This is a genomic window from Pseudomonas mosselii (genome assembly GCF_019823065.1).
GTDB classification, from domain to species: domain Bacteria; phylum Pseudomonadota; class Gammaproteobacteria; order Pseudomonadales; family Pseudomonadaceae; genus Aquipseudomonas; species Aquipseudomonas mosselii.
This window is the reverse complement of the sequence record NZ_CP081966.1, coordinates 1,287,950-1,308,563: the sequence shown is the minus strand read 5'-3', so window position 1 is coordinate 1,308,563 and position 20,614 is coordinate 1,287,950. Positions and strand designations below refer to the sequence as shown.

At 65.6% G+C, this 20,614-nt stretch carries 11 protein-coding genes and 2 tRNA genes; 7 read left to right on the top strand and 6 right to left on the bottom strand.

All coding sequences use genetic code 11. The features are described 5' to 3' along the window. Positions 1–293: 293 nt before the first annotated feature. From K5H97_RS05850 to nirD, 3 genes are all read left to right on the top strand, one after another. Complete coding sequence (locus K5H97_RS05850) at positions 294–4,274, top strand: bifunctional nitrate reductase/sulfite reductase flavoprotein subunit alpha (protein WP_028690148.1); 3,981 nt, start codon at positions 294–296, stop codon at positions 4,272–4,274. A 260-nt stretch (positions 4,275–4,534) separates the two neighbouring features. Further along, complete coding sequence (gene nirB, locus K5H97_RS05845; protein WP_028690149.1) at positions 4,535–7,087, top strand: nitrite reductase large subunit NirB; 2,553 nt, start codon at positions 4,535–4,537, stop codon at positions 7,085–7,087. After that, positions 7,087–7,455: a nitrite reductase small subunit NirD gene (gene nirD, locus K5H97_RS05840; protein WP_028690150.1), complete on the top strand. Its 369-nt coding sequence runs from the start codon at positions 7,087–7,089 to the stop codon at positions 7,453–7,455. The genes nirB and nirD overlap by 1 nt, the downstream gene beginning before the upstream one ends. On the opposite strand, the gene K5H97_RS05835 is transcribed toward nirD, so the two are convergent. Genes K5H97_RS05835 through K5H97_RS05825 form a run of 3 tightly spaced genes read right to left on the bottom strand, consistent with a single transcriptional unit; the run spans position 7,448 to position 12,990 of the window. Beyond that, positions 7,448–7,927, bottom strand: a complete 480-nt coding sequence (locus K5H97_RS05835) for a hypothetical protein (protein ID WP_036985976.1) — start codon at positions 7,925–7,927, stop codon at positions 7,448–7,450. The two genes, nirD and K5H97_RS05835, sit on opposite strands and share 8 nt — an antisense overlap. 1 nt (position 7,928) lies before the next feature. After that, the gene (locus K5H97_RS05830) at positions 7,929–12,542 is read right to left on the bottom strand and encodes an RHS repeat-associated core domain-containing protein (RefSeq protein WP_051555646.1); all 4,614 of its coding nucleotides are present in this window, start codon (positions 12,540–12,542) and stop codon (positions 7,929–7,931) included. Positions 12,543–12,564: 22 nt separating this feature from the next. Beyond that, positions 12,565–12,990: a DcrB-related protein gene (locus K5H97_RS05825; protein WP_028690152.1), complete on the bottom strand. Its 426-nt coding sequence runs from the start codon at positions 12,988–12,990 to the stop codon at positions 12,565–12,567. 131 nt (positions 12,991–13,121) lie between these two features. Here K5H97_RS05825 and pcaQ point away from each other — a divergent pair, with 131 nt between their 5' ends. The 3 genes from pcaQ to K5H97_RS05810 all read left to right on the top strand — a co-directional run bounded on the left by pcaQ (position 13,122) and on the right by K5H97_RS05810 (position 17,452). Beyond that, entirely contained in the window at positions 13,122–14,054 is a 933-nt protein-coding gene (pcaQ, locus tag K5H97_RS05820; protein WP_028690153.1) for a pca operon transcription factor PcaQ, read from the top strand. 63 nt (positions 14,055–14,117) lie between these two features. Continuing rightward, the gene (locus K5H97_RS05815; RefSeq protein WP_028690154.1) at positions 14,118–14,810 is read left to right on the top strand and encodes a DUF1266 domain-containing protein; all 693 of its coding nucleotides are present in this window, start codon (positions 14,118–14,120) and stop codon (positions 14,808–14,810) included. Beyond that, entirely contained in the window at positions 14,807–17,452 is a 2,646-nt protein-coding gene (locus K5H97_RS05810; RefSeq protein ID WP_028690155.1) for a J domain-containing protein, read from the top strand. Before K5H97_RS05815 ends, K5H97_RS05810 begins: the two co-directional genes overlap by 4 nt. Here K5H97_RS05810 and K5H97_RS05805 read toward each other — a convergent pair. The 3 genes from K5H97_RS05805 to K5H97_RS05795 form a co-directional block, all read right to left on the bottom strand. Further along, entirely contained in the window at positions 17,446–19,152 is a 1,707-nt protein-coding gene (locus K5H97_RS05805; RefSeq protein WP_028690156.1) for a molecular chaperone HscC, read from the bottom strand. The two genes, K5H97_RS05810 and K5H97_RS05805, sit on opposite strands and share 7 nt — an antisense overlap. 157 nt (positions 19,153–19,309) lie before the next feature. Then, positions 19,310–19,386: transfer RNA gene (locus K5H97_RS05800), tRNA-Asp, on the bottom strand. A 13-nt stretch (positions 19,387–19,399) separates the two neighbouring features. Next, a tRNA-Val gene (locus tag K5H97_RS05795) sits at positions 19,400–19,475 on the bottom strand. 216 nt (positions 19,476–19,691) lie between these two features. Here K5H97_RS05795 and rdgC point away from each other — a divergent pair. After that, the gene (rdgC, locus tag K5H97_RS05790; protein ID WP_028690157.1) at positions 19,692–20,612 is read left to right on the top strand and encodes a recombination-associated protein RdgC; all 921 of its coding nucleotides are present in this window, start codon (positions 19,692–19,694) and stop codon (positions 20,610–20,612) included. Positions 20,613–20,614 lie beyond the last annotated feature (2 nt).

The window sequence follows — 20,614 nt, the reverse complement described above, 5'->3', positions numbered from 1 at the left end:
TGTAGTTACTCGCATATATGAAACGTACGCGAATCATATATCCGCCCGTATGCACGCGCCATCCGTTGGTGCGTGGTTCCCCGTATTGGTGCACGCCTTTGCCAAGCTAACCATCGAACCTGTGAGCGGGCTTGACCCGCGATGACATGGCCCGGGATTTGCTGCCTGGTTGCCATCGCGACCATCAACGCCGATGGTCCCTTTCATCACGACGAAGGCGCCGTGTTGCCCCGCTTGCCGCTTGCAGGCCGGGCAGCCGGCGCCTTTGTCGTTTCGTCAGCAGGAGATTGCCGATGAGCGACAGCCAAGTGCGCAGTGTTTGCCCGTATTGCGGGGTCGGCTGCGGCATCGTCATGCACGTGAGCGATGCCAAGGTGGTCAAGGTCAGTGGCGACAAGCAGCACCCGAGCAACTTCGGTCGCCTGTGCACCAAGGGCCTGAGCGCCCATGTGCCGCTACAGGCCGGGCGCATGACCCACGCCTTCGTGCGCGACCAGCGCAGCCAGCAGCCGGCGCGTTGCAGCCTGGACATGGCCATCAGCGAAGCCGCCGCGCGGTTGCGCGCGATCATCGACACCCATGGCGCTGATGCCGTGGCCTTGTACGTGTCCGGACAGATGTCACTGGAAGCCCAGTACCTGGCCAACAAGCTGGCCAAGGGCTTCATCCGCACCCGTCATATCGAATCCAACTCGCGCCTGTGCATGGCCAGTGCCGGCAGCGGCTACAAGCAGTCACTGGGTGCCGACGGACCGACGGGCAGCTACCAGGACTTCGAACGCGCCGAGGTGTTCCTGGTGATCGGCGCGAACATGGCAGACTGCCACCCGATCCTGTTCCTGCGCCTGCGCGACCGGCTCAAGGCCGGGGCCAGGCTGATCGTCGTCGATACCCGGCGCAGTGCCACCGCCGACAAGGCCGACCTGTTCCTGCAACTGCGCCCGGGCACCGATCTCGCGCTGCTCAATGGCCTTCTTTACCTGCTGCATGTCAACGGCCACACCGACGCGGATTTCATCGCCCGCCACACCGAGGGCTGGGAGGACCTGCCGGCGTTTCTCGCGGACTACACCCCGGAACGGGTCGCGGCCATCACCGGGTTGGACGAGGCCGACCTCCACGAAGCCGCCCGCCTGATCGGTGAGGCCGGCGAATGGATGAGCTGCTGGACCATGGGCCTGAACCAGAGCATCCACGGCACCTGGCACACAAATGCCCTGTGCAACCTGCACCTGGCCACCGGCGCCATCTGCCGCCCCGGCAGCGGGCCGTTTTCGCTGACCGGCCAGCCCAACGCCATGGGCGGCCGCGAGATGGGCTACATGGGACCGGGCCTGCCGGGCCAGCGTTCGGCGCAGGTGGCGGCGGACCGCGCCTTCGTCGAGCGGCAGTGGCAGCTGGCGCCCGGCACATTGCGCAGCGAGGGCGGCGAAGGCACGGTGGCGCTGTTCGAACAGCTCAAGAACGGCGAAGTGAAGGCCTGCTGGATCATCTGCAGCAACCCGGTGGCCAGCGTCGCCAACCGCCAGCAGGTGATCGACGGCCTGAACCAGGCGCAACTGGTGATCAGCCAGGACGCCTTCCTCGACACCGAGACCAACCGCTACGCCGACATCCTCCTGCCCGCGGCGCTGTGGGCCGAGGGCGAGGGGGTGATGATCAACAGTGAGCGCAACCTGACCTTGATGCCACGCGCCGTCGAGCCGCCTGGCGAGAGCCTGGAGGACTGGCGCCTGATCGCGCGCATCGCCTGTGCCATGGGCTACGCGCATGCCTTCGACTACCCGGACGCCGAGGCGGTGTTCGAAGAGATCCGCCGCTTCCATAACCCGGCCACCGGCTACGACCTGCGCGGCATCGACTATGCCGGGCTGCGCGCCAGCCCCCGGCAGTGGCCCTGCGCGCCGGGGCGCGAGGATAACCGCAGCCCGCTGCGCTATCGCAACGACGCAGACGGCCAGCCAGCGGCGCTGAGCTTTCCGACTACCAGCGGCAAGGCGCGTTTTCATGCCCGACCCTGGCTGGCGCCGGCCGAGTTGCCGGACGATGCCTTCCCCTTCATCCTCAACACCGGCCGCGTGCAACATCAGTGGCACACCTTGACCAAGACCGGCAAGGTCCCAAGCCTGAACCGCCTCGACCCCGGCCCCTTCGTCGAGATCCACCCCGCCGATGCCCGGCGCCTGGGCATCGGCGACAAGGACCAGGTGGCGATCCGTTCACGTCGAGGCCAGGCGCTGCTGCCGGCCCGCCTCAGCGACCGGGTGTTGCCCGGCGGCTGCTTCGCGCCATTCCACTGGAATGACCTGTACGGCGAGCAGTTGGCGATCAACGCGGTGACCTGCGACGCCGTCGACCCCACCTCGCTGCAACCGGCCTTCAAGTACTGCGCCGTGACCCTCGAACGGGTCGCGGGTGAACGCATCGAGGTCCTCGACCTGGACGTCACCATTCCTGCGGAGCCCGTCCCCATGCCGACCGCCACCCTCGCCCGCCTGCTGGGCCTGGAGACACAACCTGCTCCGGTGCTTGCCGAAGAGGAGCGCCATTACCTGCAAGGTTTCCTGCTTGGCCTGCAACAGACACGCGCCGAGGGTGTGCCAAGCCTCCCGGCCACCGCACCATTGGCGCCGGCCCGGCGCCTGTTCGTCGATGGCCTGCTGGCGGGGCTGTTCGCCCAGCCCCAAGCACAGGCGGCAGTACCTTGCCATCGCGTGTTGTGGGCCTCGCAGACCGGCAACGGTGAGGCGCTGGCCGAACGCTGCGCCCAAGGCCTGCGCGAGGCGGGGCTGATGGTGGCGCTCAGCAGCATGGAAAGCGTCAGCCCGGCGCAATTGCACGGCTGCGCCAGCGTACTGCTGATTGCCAGCACCTTCGGTGACGGCGATGCTCCGGACAGTGGCGCCGCATTCTGGCAGGCCCTGCAGGGTGCGGGCGAAACCGATTGCGCCAATCTGCCCTACGCGGTGCTGGCCCTGGGCGACTCCAGCTACGACCAGTTCTGCGGCTTTGGCCGCAAGCTCGACCAGCGCCTGGCGGAACTGGGCGGCCAGCGCCTGCTGGAGCGGGTCGAGTGCGAGCCGGACTTCGAGGCTGCATTCAGTACGTGGCTCGAGGCCCTGCTGCTGGCCCTTGGCACAAACACGGTGGCTACGCCGGCGCCACCGACTGCCGAGCCTCACGGCAGAAACCAGCCATGGCCTGCACGCCTGGTGGAGAACCGCCTGCTCAATGGCCCAGGTTCGACCAAGGAGACCCGTCAACTGGTGTTCGACCTGGCGGGTAGCGGCCTGGACTACCACCCCGGCGACGCGCTGGGCGTGTGGCCGCGCAACTGCCCGGCGCTGGTCGAGGAGCTGCTCGGCCTGATGCAGCTCGATGGCCAGGCCATTGTCGAGCTTGAAGGCCGCAAGCCAATGCCCCTGGGCCTGGCGCTGGAACGGCATCTGGACATTGCCCATGTCACGCCACGACAGCTCGAGGCGCTCAGCGAAAACGCGCCCTCTCTGCAGCAGCTGTTGCAGCCTGAATGCAAGACCGCGCTCAAGGACTGGTTATGGGGCCGGCAACTGGCCGATGTGCTGCGCGAGTTCCCCCGGCAATGGCCAATGGCCCGCTGGCTGGCGCTACTCAGGCCCTTGCAGCCAAGGCTGTACTCGATCAGCTCAAGCCCCAAGGCGCACCCGGGGCAGGTGCACCTGACGGTGTCCACGGTGCGCTATGGCGAACGCAAGGGAGTCTGCTCGGCCTTTCTCGCCGACCGAGCGACGAACGTCGAAGTGGCCATCTTTGCACAGCCATCGAAACACTTCCGCCTGCCCGACGACGACGGCACGCCCATCGTCATGATCGGCCCCGGCACCGGCATCGCGCCCTTCCGGGCCTTCCTCGAGGAACGCCAGGCACGTGCAGCGCCTGGCCGCAACTGGCTGTTCTTCGGCGAGCAGCACGAGGCACACGACTTCTACTATCGCGAACAGTTGCTGGCCTGGGAAGCGCAGGGCCATGTACGCCTGAGCACCGCGTTCTCCCGCGACCAGCCGGAGAAGATCTATGTGCAGCAACGCCTGCTGGAACAGGGCGCCGAACTGTGGCGCTGGCTGCAGGACGGCGCGCATGTGTATGTCTGCGGCGATGCCCAGCGCATGGCCCGGGATGTGGATGCGGCCTTGCGCCAGGTGGTGGCGCAGCACGGCGGCCTGGACGAGACCGCGGCAGCGGCCTATGTCGAAGGTTTGGGACGGGACAAGCGCTACCGGCGGGATGTGTATTGATGCACCACGGTGGTGAGGGCTGCACCCTGCTTGTGCGCCCGCACCACCTGGCCAGCACATGCCCAAAGCTGTAACCCTTGTGAAAGCGGGCTTGCCCCGCAATTAAAGGGAGCCTGGCACGCTCCCTGCTTCAAGCAATGCACAACAGCCCCAACGACCAACGGCGGTCAACAGGGGCCTCACACTGATGAGTACAGGCAAAGGCGCCTGGAGCTTCGGCTCCAGGCGCCTTTTTCGTTTTCCGTGATCGAGGATCGGCTATGCAGGCAACAGCGAACGGGGCACAACGAGCACGACTGGTCATCGTCGGCAATGGCATGGTCGGCCATCACTGCGTCGAGCAGCTGATCGAACGCGGCGCCACGGCACACTTCGAGCTGCATGTGTTCGGCCAGGAGCGCCAGCGCGCCTACGACCGGGTGCACCTGTCGGAGTATTTTACCGGTAGCTGCGCCGAGACCCTGGCCCTGTGCGCCCCGGACTACTACAGCCGCCACGGCGTGCACCTGCACCTGGGCGAGGCGGTGCTGGACATCGATCGCGAGCGCCGGGAGCTGGTCACCGCCGAGGGCCGCCTGGGCTATGACCAGTTGATCCTGGCCACCGGTTCCTATCCGTTCGTGCCGCCAATCGAAGGTTCCAGCGGCAATGCCCGCCTGGTTTACCGCACCCTCGAGGACCTCGATGCGATCCGCGCCGCCGCCGCAGATGCCCGCCGTGGCGTGGTGGTGGGCGGCGGCCTGCTCGGCCTCGAGGCAGCCAACGCCCTGAAGTCCCTGGGCCTGGAGGCGCATGTAGTGGAGTTCGCCCCACGCCTGATGCCGGTACAGCTGGACAGCGAAGGCGGCGCGGCGCTCAAGGCGCGGATCGAGGCCCTGGGCGTGGGCGTGCACCTGTCCCGCGCGACCCAGTCGATCAGCGCTGGCGAGCAGTACCGCTACCGGATGAACTTCGACGGTGGCGAACACCTGGAGACCGATCTGATTGTCTTTTCCGCCGGCATCCGCCCACAGGACGCCCTGGGCCGGGCCTGTGGCCTGGAGATCGCCACGCGCGGCGGCGTGGTGATCGACAGCCAGTGCAAGACCAGCGATCCACGGATCTTCGCCATCGGCGAGTGCGCGTCGTGGAACGGCAGCGTGTTCGGCCTGGTCGCCCCCGGCTACGCCATGGCGCGCAACCTGGCCGCGCGGCTGCTGGGCGAGACGGCGGACGATTTCACCGGCGCCGACATGTCGACCAAGCTCAAGCTGCTGGGCGTGGATGTCGGCTCGATCGGCGATGCCCACGGCGCCACGCCCGGTTCACGCAGCTACCGCTTCATCGACGAGGCCAACAGCGCCTACCGCCGGCTGGTGGTGGATGCCAGTGGCAAGCACGTGCTCGGCGCGGTGCTGGTGGGCGACAACAGCTACTACGACACCCTGCTGCAGTACGCCCAGAACGGCATCGCCCTGCCGACCGATCCGGCATCGCTGATCCTGCCGCAAGGAAGTGGCGCGCCGACCCTGGGCGCTGATGCGCTGCCCGACAGCGCGACCATCTGCTCCTGCCACAACGTCAGCAAGGGCGCGGTGTGCGCCGCCATCGACAGTGGTTGCGGCGACCTTGCCGCCGTCAAGGGCTGCACCAAGGCCGCCAGCGGCTGCGGTGGCTGCGCTGCCCTGCTCAAGCAGGTCTTCGAGCATGAGCTGACCGCCCGTGGCGTGACGCTCGACAAGAGCCTGTGCGAGCACTTCGCCTACACCCGCCAGGAGCTCTACGGGCTGGTGCGGGTGGAGGGTATCCGCACCTTCGGCGAACTGCTCGAACGCCACGGCAAAGGTCACGTGGGTTGCGACATCTGCAAACCGGCGGTGGGCAACATCCTCGCTTCATGCTGGAACCAGCCGATCATGGACCCGGCGCTGGTACCGTTGCAGGACACCAACGACACCTTCATGGCCAACATGCAGAAAAACGGCACCTACTCCGTGGTGCCGCGCATTCCAGGCGGCGAAATCACCCCGCAGAAGCTGATCGTGATCGGCCAGGTGGCGCAGAAATACGACCTCTACACCAAGATCACCGGCGGCCAGCGCATCGATCTGTTCGGGGCCCAGCTGCACGAACTGCCACTGATCTGGGGCGAGTTGATCGCTGCCGGCTTCGAGACCGGGCACGCCTATGGCAAGTCAACGCGCACGGTGAAATCCTGCGTGGGCAGCACCTGGTGCCGCTATGGCGTGCAGGACAGCGTGGCCATGGCGCTGCGCCTGGAGGATCGCTACAAGGGCCTGCGCGCGCCGCACAAGCTCAAGTTCGCGGTATCCGGCTGCACCCGCGAATGCGCCGAGGCGCAAAGCAAGGACATCGGCGTGATCGCCACCGACAAGGGCTGGAACCTGTACGTATGCGGTAACGGCGGCATGCGCCCGCGCCACGCCGAGCTGTTCGCCACCGACCTGGACGACAAGACCCTGATACGACTGATCGACCGCGTGCTGATGTTCTACATCCGCACCGCCGACAAGCTGCAGCGCACCTCGGTGTGGCGCGAGGGCCTCGAAGGCGGGCTCGACTACCTCAAGCAGGTGGTGATCGACGACAGCCTGGGCCTGGCAGCCGAACTCGAAGCGCAGATGCAGCAGGTGGTCGAGCGCTACGAGTGCGAATGGGCCAACGCCCTGGGCGATCCGGAAAAGCTCAAGCGCTTCCGCACTTTCGTCAACGACCAGCGCGCCGATCCGGATGTGCATTTCGTGCGCGAGCGTGGCCAACGCCGACCGGCTGCGCCGCTTCAGCTGATTCCCACCCACGAGGAGGCAATGTGATGAACCTGTCCAACACGGTTTCAGCCAGTGAAATCCGCTGGCAGATGGTGTGCCAGGCCAGCGACCTGGTCGCCGACTCCGGGGTGGTGGTGTGGCACGAGGGTGAGCAGGTGGCGTTGTTCTACCTGCCGGGACAAGGGCGGGAGCTGTACGCCGTCGGCAACCGTGACCCACGCTCGGGCGCGAACATCATCGGGCGTGGGTTGGTGGGCAGCCTGGGCGCAACCGTTGTGGTAGCGGCGCCGCTGTACAAGCAACATTTCTGCCTGCAAAACGGCAACTGCCTGGAAGATCCGACACAGCGCTTGCCGGTGTGGCCAGTGCGTATCCGTGGTATGACGGTCGAACTGGGACAAAGACTCAGATGACAATCAGTTTGCCGGGAGCATGCCCAACCGGCCAGTGCCCGGCCAGGTACAGGTCGACCACCCGACGCCAGTGATCGCCCAGACCGAAGAACTGCTCGGTGGCGTACTGACGGAACGCGAAGGCCGCGCCGCCGCGAGCGGCCTCGCTGAAGTCGTGCGGGCGGCAGATGAACGGCGCCTTATCGAGCGTGCGGGTGGCGGCCATCACTGCCCTGTTCAGCGCCATGCGCTGCTCGCTCAGCACTTTGGTCGTCTCTTGCCGCGGGTAGTACGGATCGTCTTCGCCCGGCGAGGTGGGGAGCCATTGAGTGGCATCGTACAAGCCCTGGAACGCCTGGTCCGAGGGGGTCACGAACACCGCCTCGACCGAAGCGATGAGAATCACCTGCGGATCCTGGATGTCAGGCTTGCCCAGATTGCCGAAGAATCGAGTCTGCCCGATCTGTTCGAGCGTGTGTTCCAGGTCGATCATGTTACAGCCTCAAATCGGTGATGGTCTTGGGTGGCAATGCCTTGCGACCTTGCTGGATGGTGGTGCGAAGTACACCACCGGCGGCATGCGGGCCGGGGATACCGGGCAACGAATGGTTGGGCAGCGTGCCGTGGGTCGGCATCAGGTTCCACCATTTGTTGGCGCCACCGCTTTCCAATGGAATCACATGGTGGGCCGTGGCGCCGTCTGGCCAGGTCCGGTTGGTGTTCTTTTCCCACTGTTTGATCAGGCCTTTCTCGGTTTTCACGAACTCCTTGCGCATCGCCTGGTTCTGCGCCGCGTTGCGCCGCTGCACCACCGGCAGGTTGCCGCGCAGGATCTGGGCCTGCCGCGCGGTCACTTCGCCACCGGGTGAAGCGACCTTGTTGGCGTCTTGGATGATACGGTCGAGAAGCGAACATTCCGACAAGCCCAGCGGGTCGATCCAGGTTAGTGGATTGGGAGCATAGGCATACAGGTTGATGCTGCCTTCCAGCCCCAACGGGTCCTGCTGGGTGAAGCGGCCGATGTCCGGGTCGTAATAGCGGAACGTGTTGTAGTGCAGGCCAGTCTCGCGGTCAAGGTACTGCCCCTGCATACGCAGGTTCTGCTGGCGGTTTTGGTCAGGCGCGTGCCACTCTTCGCGGCTGCGGCCCCACAACAGGTAGTCGCTGTACCAGACTGAATTACCCTGTGCGTCGGTCAGTTGCTCGGGCAGCCCGGCAATGTTGGTGTGGAAGTACTGCACCACTTCCTGGCCAGGTGCGCCGTCGATACGCGCCAGCGGCTCGTGGCTGCCAGGGTCGGCATACAGGTACAGGCTCGATTTGCCATCCTGCACCTCCTGCAGTAAACGCAGGCCCTGCCAGAGGAAGTCGGTGCGACTGACGGGTTGCTCATGGCCGCTGCGGTAGAGGCGCTTGCCGATGCGCCGCCCCAGTGGGTCGTAGCTGAACTCAATGCGCTCGTGCACGGTGCCGCGTTGCTGGTTTACGCGGACCAGCCGATGCTCGGCATCGTACTCGAAGCGCTGTAACAGCCGGCTGCCGCTGCGCTTCTCGACCATGCGGCCGAAACCATCGTAGCGGTAGCGTTTGTCCTGATGCACCGTGACCCGGTTGTGCCGCACATGAGCCTTGGGCTGGTAGCCCTCGATCAGGTTACCAGCGCGGTCGTACCCATAATGCTCGACGATCGGCACATCTCCCAGCGCCAGGCGGCGGGTCACACCATAGATGCGTTGGCTCGGCCCATAGTCGTAGGTCACCGAGCCCTGGCAGCTGCCATTGCCGAGGCCAGCACTGTGGAAGCGCAGCGCATGCTCTTGCTGGGCCGGATTCTGTGTGCCGGGTCGCTGGGTCTGGGTAAAGGTTTCGCAGACCAGGTTGTCGCCGTCGTCATAGCGATAGTCCTTTTGCAACAACGCCAGCGTCATGCTCGAGGCGTCCCGGTAATGGATCGCCCTCTGTTGCAGGCGCCCACAGCTGTCATAGCGGGTGCGGGTCTGCAACTGGCCCTGGGTGCGCAGCACTTCGTCATGCAAGCTGTCGCGCTCGAAATCGCAGATCACCCGCCCGTCGAGATTGAGCTGATGCAGGTGGCCGCTGCCGTAATACAGGTGGTTTATCCGGCGTTGATCGGGCAGGGTCAGGCTCTGCAGGTTATTCAACTCGTCATGCGCATAACCCACGGTACCGGCAGCGCTGGTCTCGCTCAGCAGGCGGCCCATGCGGTCATAGCTGAACGCCAGTCGCCGGGCATTGCCCTGCTTATCGGTGAATGTCACCGACAGCAGGTTGTCGCCCTCGTCATGGACGTATTCGGTGCAACCATCGGTGGTGTGCTTGCGTAGCAAGCGACCAACGGCATCGTGCTCCAGCTGATGGATCTGTATGGCCGTGTCGTGAGCCTGATCCGGGATCGGGTGGTGGGCGATACACGTGACGTTGCCCCGGTGGTCGTAGGTATAGGCGTAGCCACCACCATCGAGGTTCTGCTGGGTGAGCGCGCGGTCCAGCGCATCCCATTCAAAGCGATAGCGTTCGCCGTTCTCGTTCACCAGCGCCTGCAGTCGGCCATAGGCATCGTAATTCAGACTCAGCGCCGCCCCCATGGGGTCGATACGTTGCAACAGGCGACCGCTGGAGTCGAAATGCCAGTGGGTGGTGCGCCCGGCGCCATCGATATGGCGGGTCAACTGCCCGGCGGCGTTGACCTGATAATGATCGGTGCGCCCGTCGGCCCCCTGGCTTTCGATCAGGTAGCCGCGCACATCGTAGCGGTGGCGGCTACGCTCGCCCCGCGGATTGACAGACTCCGCCAGCTCACCGCGCTCGGTGTAGCGATAATGCGTGACATGGCCGGAACAGTCGCGGTAGCTGAGCAACTGGCCACGGTCATTCCATGTGAACCGGCGTTGTCGGCCATGCGCGTCGGTGATGGCCAGCAGTCGCCCGCGATCGTCGTAGCGGTAACCTGTGGTATTACCCAGGGCATCGGTTTCACTGAGCACATTGCCTTGGCAATCGTACTGCATGCGCAAGCTTGCGCCGCCAGGCGACACGATGCTCAGCGGCAGTGCCCAATGTTCGCCATAGGCAATGCTTTCACTGCGCCCGAGCGGGTCCTGGCTGCAGACAAGGCGGCCTGCACCGTCGTAGCTGTAGCACCACTGGCTGCCATCGGGCTCGGTACTGGCGATCAACTGCCCCTGCTGGAAGGTCTCCTGCCAGAGGTTGCCCAGGGCATCGACATACCGATGGATCTCATAGTGCGGCCCCCAATGGAACGACTCCTCCCGCCCCAGGCTGTCGCGAACCCGGGTCAGGCCCTGAGCCAGGTCGTAGTCGAAGTGATAGTCCTCTGCGCTATCGCTGTGGTGGCGCATCACTCGCCACTGGTGTGTGGGCTGCGCCTCGAGCGGTGCCGGTAGGTCCCGTGGCCAGCCCCCACGCGAGGCCACTCCGTCTGGCGGTACCTCCAGGCTGGCCCATTCATAGTGATGGACGACACCGCTGGCGAGAGTCTGGCTCGCCATGCACCCTGCTGCGGTGTAGGTGAAACGGCGTACCGTTTGCCCGCTGGCATCGCGTACCTCGGCTAGCTGACCGGCCTGGGTGTAGCGGTAGCTGACCAGCAACTGCTGGTCAGCGATCTCGAACGCATCGCCTGGGGCCAACTGTAGCCGCCACACCTCGCGCACTCGGCGCCCATGCTGGTTGTCGTGGCGCAACTGCACGGCAGTGCGACCGAAGGCATCGACCAGCAATTGCAAGCGCCCTTGGTCGTCATACAGCAGTTCAAGGCGGTTGAGGTTGCGATCGCCAAGTTGCACGAGGCGCGACCGGCTGTGTGCTGTCGGATCGGTCTTGAACACCTGGTACTGGCCGCTATAGATGTCCTCCACCACCGTGATGCCATCGTCCTGATGGAAAATGGCAACACCGTCCAAGGTACTGAGCAGCGCGCTGCCGGGCACCATGCGGCCCAACTCGATGCGACTGCCGTCTTCGTCGACATAGATCCACAGCTCGCCACCTTGCGGATGAGGCACCCGTTCCAGACGCACTTCGTAGGGCAGGCTCCAGCCCTTGCCCAACAGACCATCGTCGCGCAGGTCGTTGCTGTCATAACGACGCGACCAATCGATGGCCAGCAGGCCGGGCAGGCTGAAGTCCAGGTCCTCGGGGCCATCGAGCCGTTTGCTGCCGGTGGCGACCAGCACCGGGTGCCCCTTGCAGCCAGGAATACGGGAACGGGGCTTGGGTGCGTTGCGTGGCCGCGAGCGGCTCTTGACGCGCCTTGCCAGCAGCATGCCGGCGACCAGGCCAATGATCTTTGCCGCTGCGCTCTTGCCGTCGCGGATGTCTCGCACGGTGACCGTGCCACCTCCAACCCGCACATTGGGCGAGAAGGTCATGCCGATGGGGCCGTCGCAGGTGCTCTTGTCCCCGACCCTGGCCGCAGGATGGCCATTGATGAAAACCTTGTCCGACCCTTGCGCGACGAAGTTGGGGACCGGGTGCTTGCTGCACTTGACGGTGTCCAGTTCGGCAGGTTGGGTGCCAGGATTCGCCGGGGTGGCGACTGGGGGATTGAAGATGCTGTTGATTTCCTGAGCCAACCCGATGACCGGCAGCATCAGCGATGCGCCCATCATCGCGTAGTTACCGATGTTTTCCAGTATCGAGGGTGCCTCGGCGGAGGGTTCGGCCTCACTGGCACCCGTGACGGTCCCTGCCGCGCGGGCTGCAGGCATGCCATTGATGCGGGTGTTGGATGATCCGCTGTCGATCGCACCGTAGGGTTCGGGGGGAAACATCGAATTGCCGACCCAACTGCTCAGATCGGAAATGTGCTCGCCTATGCTCTTGTCTTCGCCAGCAGGCAACATAGCGGCGGCACCGACCAGGGCACCGGCGATCAATGGTGTGAGCGTGGCGGCGGCCCCACCTGTGCCAACCACGGCCACCACGGCACCGCCGATCGCCGCCGCGACCGCCGCAGTAGCGGCGGCATAGATCACCGCTTCGGTCAGCCCGCTGACCAGCTCGGCCATCAACGGCGGATGCAATATGAGATCGCCCTCGCGGGCGGCATGCAGGCTATCGCCCATGAACCACTTCCTTGTGCCCGGGTCAGTTCAGCCGCAATCCTGCCTTGATGGCTTCCCAATGGGCGAGATCGACCGCCTCCAGCGGTGTTTCCTTGCTATAGCTGACCGCCACGAAACGGGCCTGCCCGCTTGGCGCGTAAGCCAACTGACGCTGGTACGAGACCACTTCGCCGCGCTTGAATTGCAGGCTGACTTCCAGGCCGTGGATGCCACGATCGACGCCTGCGCTGACCGGCTGTGGTTCGCTGATGATCGCCCCCAGGCGTTCACGCAACTGCGCCAGTTGCTGCAGGTAAAGCGCCTCCAGCGTCTGCCCGGCAGCCAGCGGACTGCGAGCGATCACCAGGGTGGTGCCACGCTGACGGAAGGTCAGCATGTTCATGGTGGTGTCTTCGGGCGTTTCATCGCCCAGTTCAAGGACCAGGTCCTGGGTCAGGTAGGCGGCCATAGCGCTGCTCCATGCATCGAAGCGGCACACGCTAAAGGTTCAGGGCTTTGCCTGCAAGGGAGGAACCGTCGCCGAGTGACGAAGATCACCCAGACGTTGCAGGTCTGGCCCGCACGGATACACTGCCGGGCATGAACCTCGATACCCGCATCAAGTTCCGTCACCTGCTGTGCTTCCTGGAGATTGCCCGGCAGGGCAGCCTGGCCAGGGCAGCCGACGTGCTTGCGATCAGCCAGCCAGCGATCTCCAAGACCCTCAAGGAACTGGAGGACCTGCTCGAGGCACGCCTGTTCGAGCGTGGTCACAACGGCGTTACCCTGACCCCGGCCGGCACCCGCTTCATGCGCTACGCCGGCCCCAGCGTGCAGGCGTTGCGCGACGGGGTCTGCAGTGTGCGCGGCGAGGCGCGGGCACCGTCGCAGGTGCGCATCGGCGTGCTGTCGACGGTCGAAGGGCTGCTGATGCCCGAGGTGTTGTGCCGCCTGCATCAACGCCACGAGGCGTTGCTGATCAGCGTGGTGACCGGGGCCAGTGCCCAATTGCTCGGTCAGTTGCATCTGGGGGAACTGGAACTGGTGGTCGGGCGAATGACCGACAGCCCGCAGATCCAAGGGTTGTCGTTCGAGCACCTGTACAGCGAGTCGATGACCCTGGTGGTGCGGCCGGGGCACCCGCTTTTGGCGCAGCGGCCCGTCGAGCGCAGGCAGGTCGGTGATTACCCGCTGGTGCTGCCGCCGCCGGGGACGACCATTCGCCAGCATGCCGACAGCTTGTTCGTGCAATGCGCGATCCCGCTGCCGGCGCAGCGCCTGGAAACCCTGTCGCTGGCCCTGAGCAGGCGCTATGTGCTGGGCAGCGAGGCGGTCTGGGTGGCGCCACGGGACGCCGTGCTGATCGACCTCGGGCGTGGCGAGCTGGCCGAGCTCGACCTGGGCGTGCTCGAGCCGGGCGGGTCGGTGGGCATCTGCCGCAATGCGGCGCTGCCCCAGAGCCTGCCGGCGCAATGGGTGTGCGAAGTGCTCCGCGAGGTGGCCGAGGCCTATCGACTCGGGACCTATCCCTGAGAACCCGGCAGGAAACTTCCTATACAATCCCCGCCAGTTCCCAGCACCTCCAGGACTCCTTTCATGGACGAAACCGCGCAGCACTGGCTGCATGCTCTCTCCGCCCCCATGGCCGCCCTCAACGGCGCCAGCTATACCGCACCCGACTATTTCGAGGGCGAAGACCAGACCGACCTTGAGCGCTGGTGGGGCATCAGCAACCGCGCCCAGTTGCTGGACATGCTCAGCATGGCCGACAACGGCCACGCCACCGAGATGAGCGAGGCCTACTGGCAGTACCAGCGCTGTCTGCCCAGCCAGTGGCAGGCCTTGCTCGACACCCTGCCCCCACGCGAGCGCATCCGCCATGAGTACGCTGCCCGCACCTTCCCCGACTGCGGCCCGGGCGGCACCCGGGCCTGGGACCTGGGGCGCATGGGTTTCCTGCTGCGCGCCGGCGTCAAGAAAGGCCTGATCGATCGCGACGAAAGCCTCTACCTGCACTACCGCCTGGCCCTGCGCGCCCGCCATTACTACAACCGCTGGGACGGCTACCTGGCCGGCTACCTGTTCGGCAAGGCGCTGTGGAATGCCAGCGACAGCAGCGACGAGACCCTGGCCGCCAACCTCGAGCGCCAGGGCTGCGAGCACTGGAACCGCTGCATCGTGCTCAACCTGCGCCTCGGCGCCCATGACCTGCTGGCCGGACTGCCCTGGGACATGCCCCTGCCCGAGCCCGCACGACCCACCACGCTGGAAGAGGACTGCTGGTCATGAGTTGCTGGATTCGCCTGGGAATCGAACCGACCCAGGACATGGACGCCATCCGCCTGGCCTATCGCGGCCGCCTGCCCTCGCACCACCCGGAAACCGATCCCGAAGGGTTCCAGGCACTGCGGGCAGCCTACGAGGAAGCCCTGCGCCTGGCCCGCGAGCAGGCGCCCAGCGAGGCTGAGCCAACACGCGAAGAAAATGCCCCCCATCCAGCCCTCAAGCAGTTCCACACACTGCTCGAGGAGCCGTCCAAGCGCTTCGACCCACAAGCCTGGCAGCGTTTTATCGCCGAACTGGACGAGTTGCCGCTGGATGAACTGGACGACCTCAGCTGGCAACTGCTGCACACCCTGCGCGACTGCGGACCGTTGTCCCACCACTGCGCGGGCCTGCTGGCACGGCGCCTGGGCTGGGCCGAGCAGCTGCTGCGCCTGGACGAGCGCCACGAAGTGGAAGCTTTCCTCGACCGCCTGGAACAGCCCGATCCCTTCGACACCGCCTGCATGCGCGACTGGCCGGCCAGCGCGCAGATGGAAAGCCTGTGGTATTTCCGCAGCCTCGAGTACTGCTACCAGCAGCGTCCACTGTTCGAGTACGAGCAGTTCGCCGGCGTGCATACCTGCCTGGCCATGCCGGATGACCCGGCCTTGGTGCAACGCCTGCTGGTGCAGTTCAGCCAGGCCGGTATCCCCAGCCGGACCTTCCACGAAATGCTCAAGACGCGCCAGCAACAGGCCCCGGACGATGCCGACCTGCTCTACCTGCTGGCCCGCCAGGCCGATGCCCTGGGCGCCGAGCAACAGGCCCTGGACTGCTGGTTGCGGCTGTATCGCGAACACCAGCACCCACAGGCCGAACGCTGGCTGATCGACCTCTGCGCCCGCCACCAGCCCCAGCGCCTGCCGTTGCTGATCCAGGCCTTTGACCGCCTGCACACCCCGGCCGGCTGGCCCGCCGAGCTGGACGACCCCGCCCAGAACTGGGGCAGCCCCGGGCAGTCCCCGCAGACCCTGGCGCGCTGGTCCGAAGCCTCGCGCCTGGAGCTGCAAGGCATCGCCGCGACCTTCATCGACTGGCGGCTGGACGGTGATGACGAACTGCCGCTGCTCGCCTGGCTGCTGCAGGACCCGCAGGACCACGACCTGCACCGCCTCTACTGGCAGGCCTGGGCGCTGCAACGCGGGGAAGCCGGTCTGCTGCGCCAGGTGCTCGCCCAGCCGCTCGCCGAAGATGCCCTCGACGCGCTGATCCTCGAAGGCTTCCAGCGCCAGGCCAGCCAGCAGTTGCACTGGCTTGAACAGGCCCCGGTGGTCAAGGTGCTAGTGGATTTCTGCGCCAGCGAAGCCCCGGGGGCGGAGCTGCCCGAGGCCTTGACCGAGGACGCCATTCGCCCGGTCTGTCGCGAATGGCTGCGGCGCATGCGGGTATACCCGGCCCACGCCCTGCATGCCCTGAATGTGCGGTTTGACATGCGCCGCCTGTTCACCACGCCGTTCGCCCTGCAACTGCAGGACACGCTCGCCGAGACCGGCGTACTGCTGCCGGCCATGCCCGAGGGTGACGCGCTGTGGAACTGGCACCGCCAGCACTTGTTCATGCTTGCCCTGCTGGAGCAGCCGTCACGCTGGCTGGCGCTGATCGACCCGACCCTGCCAAGCCAGTTGCACTACCCGTCCGGGCATCCGTTCGCCCCGTTGCACGCCCTGCTCTGCCAACAACTGCCCAGCCCTGACGGCAGCAGTGGCCTGCTTGGCAGCCTGGATACCCGCGACCCTGTGCAGGCGATGGTTTCAGCGCGGTTGCTGACCCTGCAACAAGCCCTGAGCAGCACGCGCCTACCCGGTGCAGCGCAATTGCTGGCCTGCCTGGAGCATGACGATGGCAGCCTGGGCAACGACCATCCTCTGGGCTATCTGCTGTTTTGCGCCGTGCTGCACCATGACCGCTCCCTGGACACCGAGCAACGTGAACGCCTGCGCCAGCGCCTGGATGCGCTGGCGCCGCAGGATGAATGGTTCGAGGCACTGCGCAGCGGCCTGCTGCAAGGCAAGACCAAGCATCCACCGGCCGAACTCGCCCATGCCCACGGCGTCGACAGCCGTGCGTTCAATGATGTGCTCGACGCCCTGGACAGCTTGTACAACGATTGCGCGCCGCCGAAGATCCGCGCCTTGCGCGCCTTGCAGAAGATCAAGGACGACCCGCAGCAGGACCTGGGCTTGCGCTGTGCAATCATGGCCGTGCTGTCGTGGAGCGAGCGCATGTTGCGCAATGCCCTGCAGCACCCTCCCGCGAAATTCTGGGCCGTGTGGAAACTCAACAGCCGCCTGAACCGCTCAGGGTTTGCCTTGAACCTGGCGGCCGCCGCCCTCTGCGCCAGCATGATGCTCACACTGCCAGTGTTGATGCTGGTCACGGTGCTGCTGCTGATCAGTGCCTTCCTCAGGCGCCTGCGCGACCTTGGCCAGGGTATCCCGGCGCTGATCCTGCTGCTCGTGCTGAGCAGGGTGCTACCGGTACTACCGCTGTTGCTGCTGTTGCTGCCCGGTGACCGGCTGCCGAACCGCTACGGCTCGCAACCGGGCCAGCAAGCGCTGCTCGATGACAGCCTGCAGGCTACCCTGCGGCGGCTGAACGGTCAGTAGCGCAGCTCGTCAAGCGCCTGGCTCAACGCCTGGCGCTCACGGCTGATCTCAGCGGCCTGTTGCCCGGCTAGCACAGCGTTGAAGGCGTCCAGCCAACTGCCGATCAGCTCGCGCTCGTCGCCCAGGCTCTGCATCCAGGCCCGCTCCAGACGGGCCAGCAGGGTGCGGTTGGGCAGCGTGTCACGCGGGTGGATCTTCAGCCGCGCTAAGCGCTCCTCGCTCGCCAGGCGCGCCTCGGCATCCAGCCCGGCGGGGCTGCGGTCGATGCTGTGGCTGTGCTTCTGGCCGCTTTCGAGGAAGGTCACATCCACTTCCAGCAAACCGTTGATGTCGTAGCTGAAGCGCACGTCCAGCGACTGGATTTCACCGGTCGGCTGCAACGGGACCTCGAAACTGTCCACCAGGATGTTGTCCCGCACCCACGGCCGCTCGCCCTGGTACACGGCGATGCGCACGAACTTCTGCTCTGGGTGGCTGCTGTAGAAGCGCTGCACCTTCGAGGTAGGGATCACCGTGTTGCGCTCGATGATCGGCGAGAACGCTCCGGTGACGTCGTCGCCCCGGGACGAGGCCACACCGAGGGTGTAGGGGCAGACATCGGTCAGAATCAGTTCGTCGATGGCCGCGTCGCGGGCCTTGCAGGCGGCCTGGCTGGCGGCGCCGAGGGCGACAATGGTGTCCGGGTCCAGGTGCCGGTACGGCAAGCGTCCGAACAGCTTGGCCACCAGTTGCTGCACCTGCGGCATGCGCGTGGCGCCACCGACCAGCACCAGGCTGTCCAGCTCGCGCGGGCTCAACCGGGCATCGCGCAGGGCCTGCTCGATGGGCGCACGCACCCGGGTCAGCAAAGGCGCCCAGATCGCCTGCAGCTTGAGGTCGTCCAGCCGCCACTCGCGGGGCTGCGCGCCATCGTGCCAGTCCAGCACGCGGCTGCCCTCGCCCGCCTCGCGCTTGAGCTGTTCGATGGCGTCATGCAGGCTGGCCAGGGCCTGGGGGGCCAGGTCCTCGGCCTTGAGGTTCCAATCGCGCAGGCAGGCCTGCAACAATGCCTCGGTAAAATCCTCGCCGCCCAGGTAATTGTCACCGGTGGAGGCATGCACCTCGATCAGCGGCAAGGCGTACTCCAGCACGGTGACATCGAAGGTGCCGCCGCCCAGGTCGAACACCAGGGTGCGCTCGAACTTCTGCTCATGCAGGCCATAGGCCATGGCCGCGGCGGTCGGCTCGTTGATCAGCCGCTGGACCTTCAGCCCGGCCAGCTCGGCGGCGAAGACCGTGCGCTTGCGCTGCTCGTCGCTGAAATACGCCGGTACCGAAATCACCGCCTCGCTGACCGCGCAGCCCAGGTGCGCCTCGGCATCCTGCTTCAATGCGCCCAGCACCAGCGCCGACAATTCTTCAGGCGTGAATCGATGCTCGCCTAGCGCATAGCGCTTGTCGCTACCCATGAAGCGCTTGAACGCCGCCGCGGTGCGCTCGGGGTGCGTGGTCAATCGCGACCGGGCAGCCTGGCCGACCAGGATCGAGCCGTCGTCATCGACACTGACCACCGAGGGGGTGAGCACTTCACCCACGGCATTAGGGATCAGCCGAGCTTCGCCGTCCTGCCAGACGGCAATCAGGCTGTTGGTGGTGCCGAGGTCGATACCGAGCAGTGGCGTGGAATAGGTGGGGGGGTTGGAGAGGCTGGCATCCTGCATGATCGGTCTCTGGCTTGCGATAGGAACCGACGCGGGGCCTGCTGGCCACATGCGGCGGACAGGGGCATTCTGGCGTAATGCCAGAAACAAAAAAAGCGACCCTAAGGTCGCTTTCTCTGTTGCTTCCGGGTGTTCAGTGGGCCCTGGAAGCTAAATATGGCGCGGCGGACGGGACTCGAACCCGCGACCCCCGGCGTGACAGGCCGGTATTCTAACCGACTGAACTACCGCCGCGCTATACATCGAGTGGTGGGTGATGACGGGATCGAACCGCCGACCCTCTGCTTGTAAGGCAGATGCTCTCCCGGCTGAGCTAATCACCCTTCGTCTCGGTGTGGCGCGCATTCTACGGAGGACCTCCTACCCTGGCAAGCACTTTTTTCAAATTTTTTGAAAAAAAATTCCAGGCCTTTCAAAGACCTAGCCGCGCCGCGATTTTCTTCCTCTATATAGGACTGCTGGCCCTATGACAGGGTTGGCCTGGAAGCGCCCCTCGGAGAATAATGCCCGCCTTATGTATTAAGGAGAGATTCCCCCTCATGTGGTTCAAGAACCTGCTGTCCTATCGCCTGACCCAGGAAGTACCGTTCGAGGCCGAGGCGCTGGAGGCCGCCCTGGCCAGCAAGCCGGCCCGCCCCTGCGCCAGCCAGGAACTGACCACCTACGGTTTCGTCGCGCCGTTCGGCAAGGGCGAGGACGCGCCCCTGGTTCACGTCAGTGGCGAGTTCATGCTGATCGCCGCACGCAAGGAAGAACGCATCCTGCCCAGCAGCGTGGTCAACGACGCGGTCAAGGAGAAGGTCGAGGAGATCGAGACCGAGCAGATGCGCAAGGTCTATAAAAAGGAACGCGACCAGATCAAGGACGAGATCATCCAGGCCTTCCTGCCGCGCGCCTTCATCCGCCGCTCGATGATCTTCGCCGCCATCGCCCCGCGCCTGGGCATGATCCTGGTCAACTCGGCCAGCGCCAAGCGCGCCGAAGACCTGCTGTCGACCCTGCGTGAAGTGATCGGCTCGCTGCCGGTGCGCCCGGCCACCGTGAAGATCGCGCCAAGCGCGACCATGACCGACTGGGTCAAGTCGCAGCAGGCCGCCGAAGGCTTCTTCGTTCTCGACGAGTGCGAGCTGCGCGACACCGCCGAGGACGGCGGCATCGTGCGTTGCAAACGCCAGGACCTGACCAGCGAGGAAATCCAGCTGCACCTGAGCACCGGCAAGCTGGTCACCCAGCTGGCCCTGGCCTGGCAGGACAAGCTGTCGTTCGTGCTCGACGACAAGATGGTGATCAAGCGCCTGAAGTTCGAGGAGCTGCTGCAGGAGCAGGCCGAACAGGATGGCGGCGACGAGGCCCAGCAACAGTTCGACGCCAGCTTCCAGCTGATGATGATGACCTTCACCGAGTTCCTGCCGGTGCTGTTCGAAGCCCTGGGCGGCGAAGAGATCCCGCAGGGGGTGTGAGG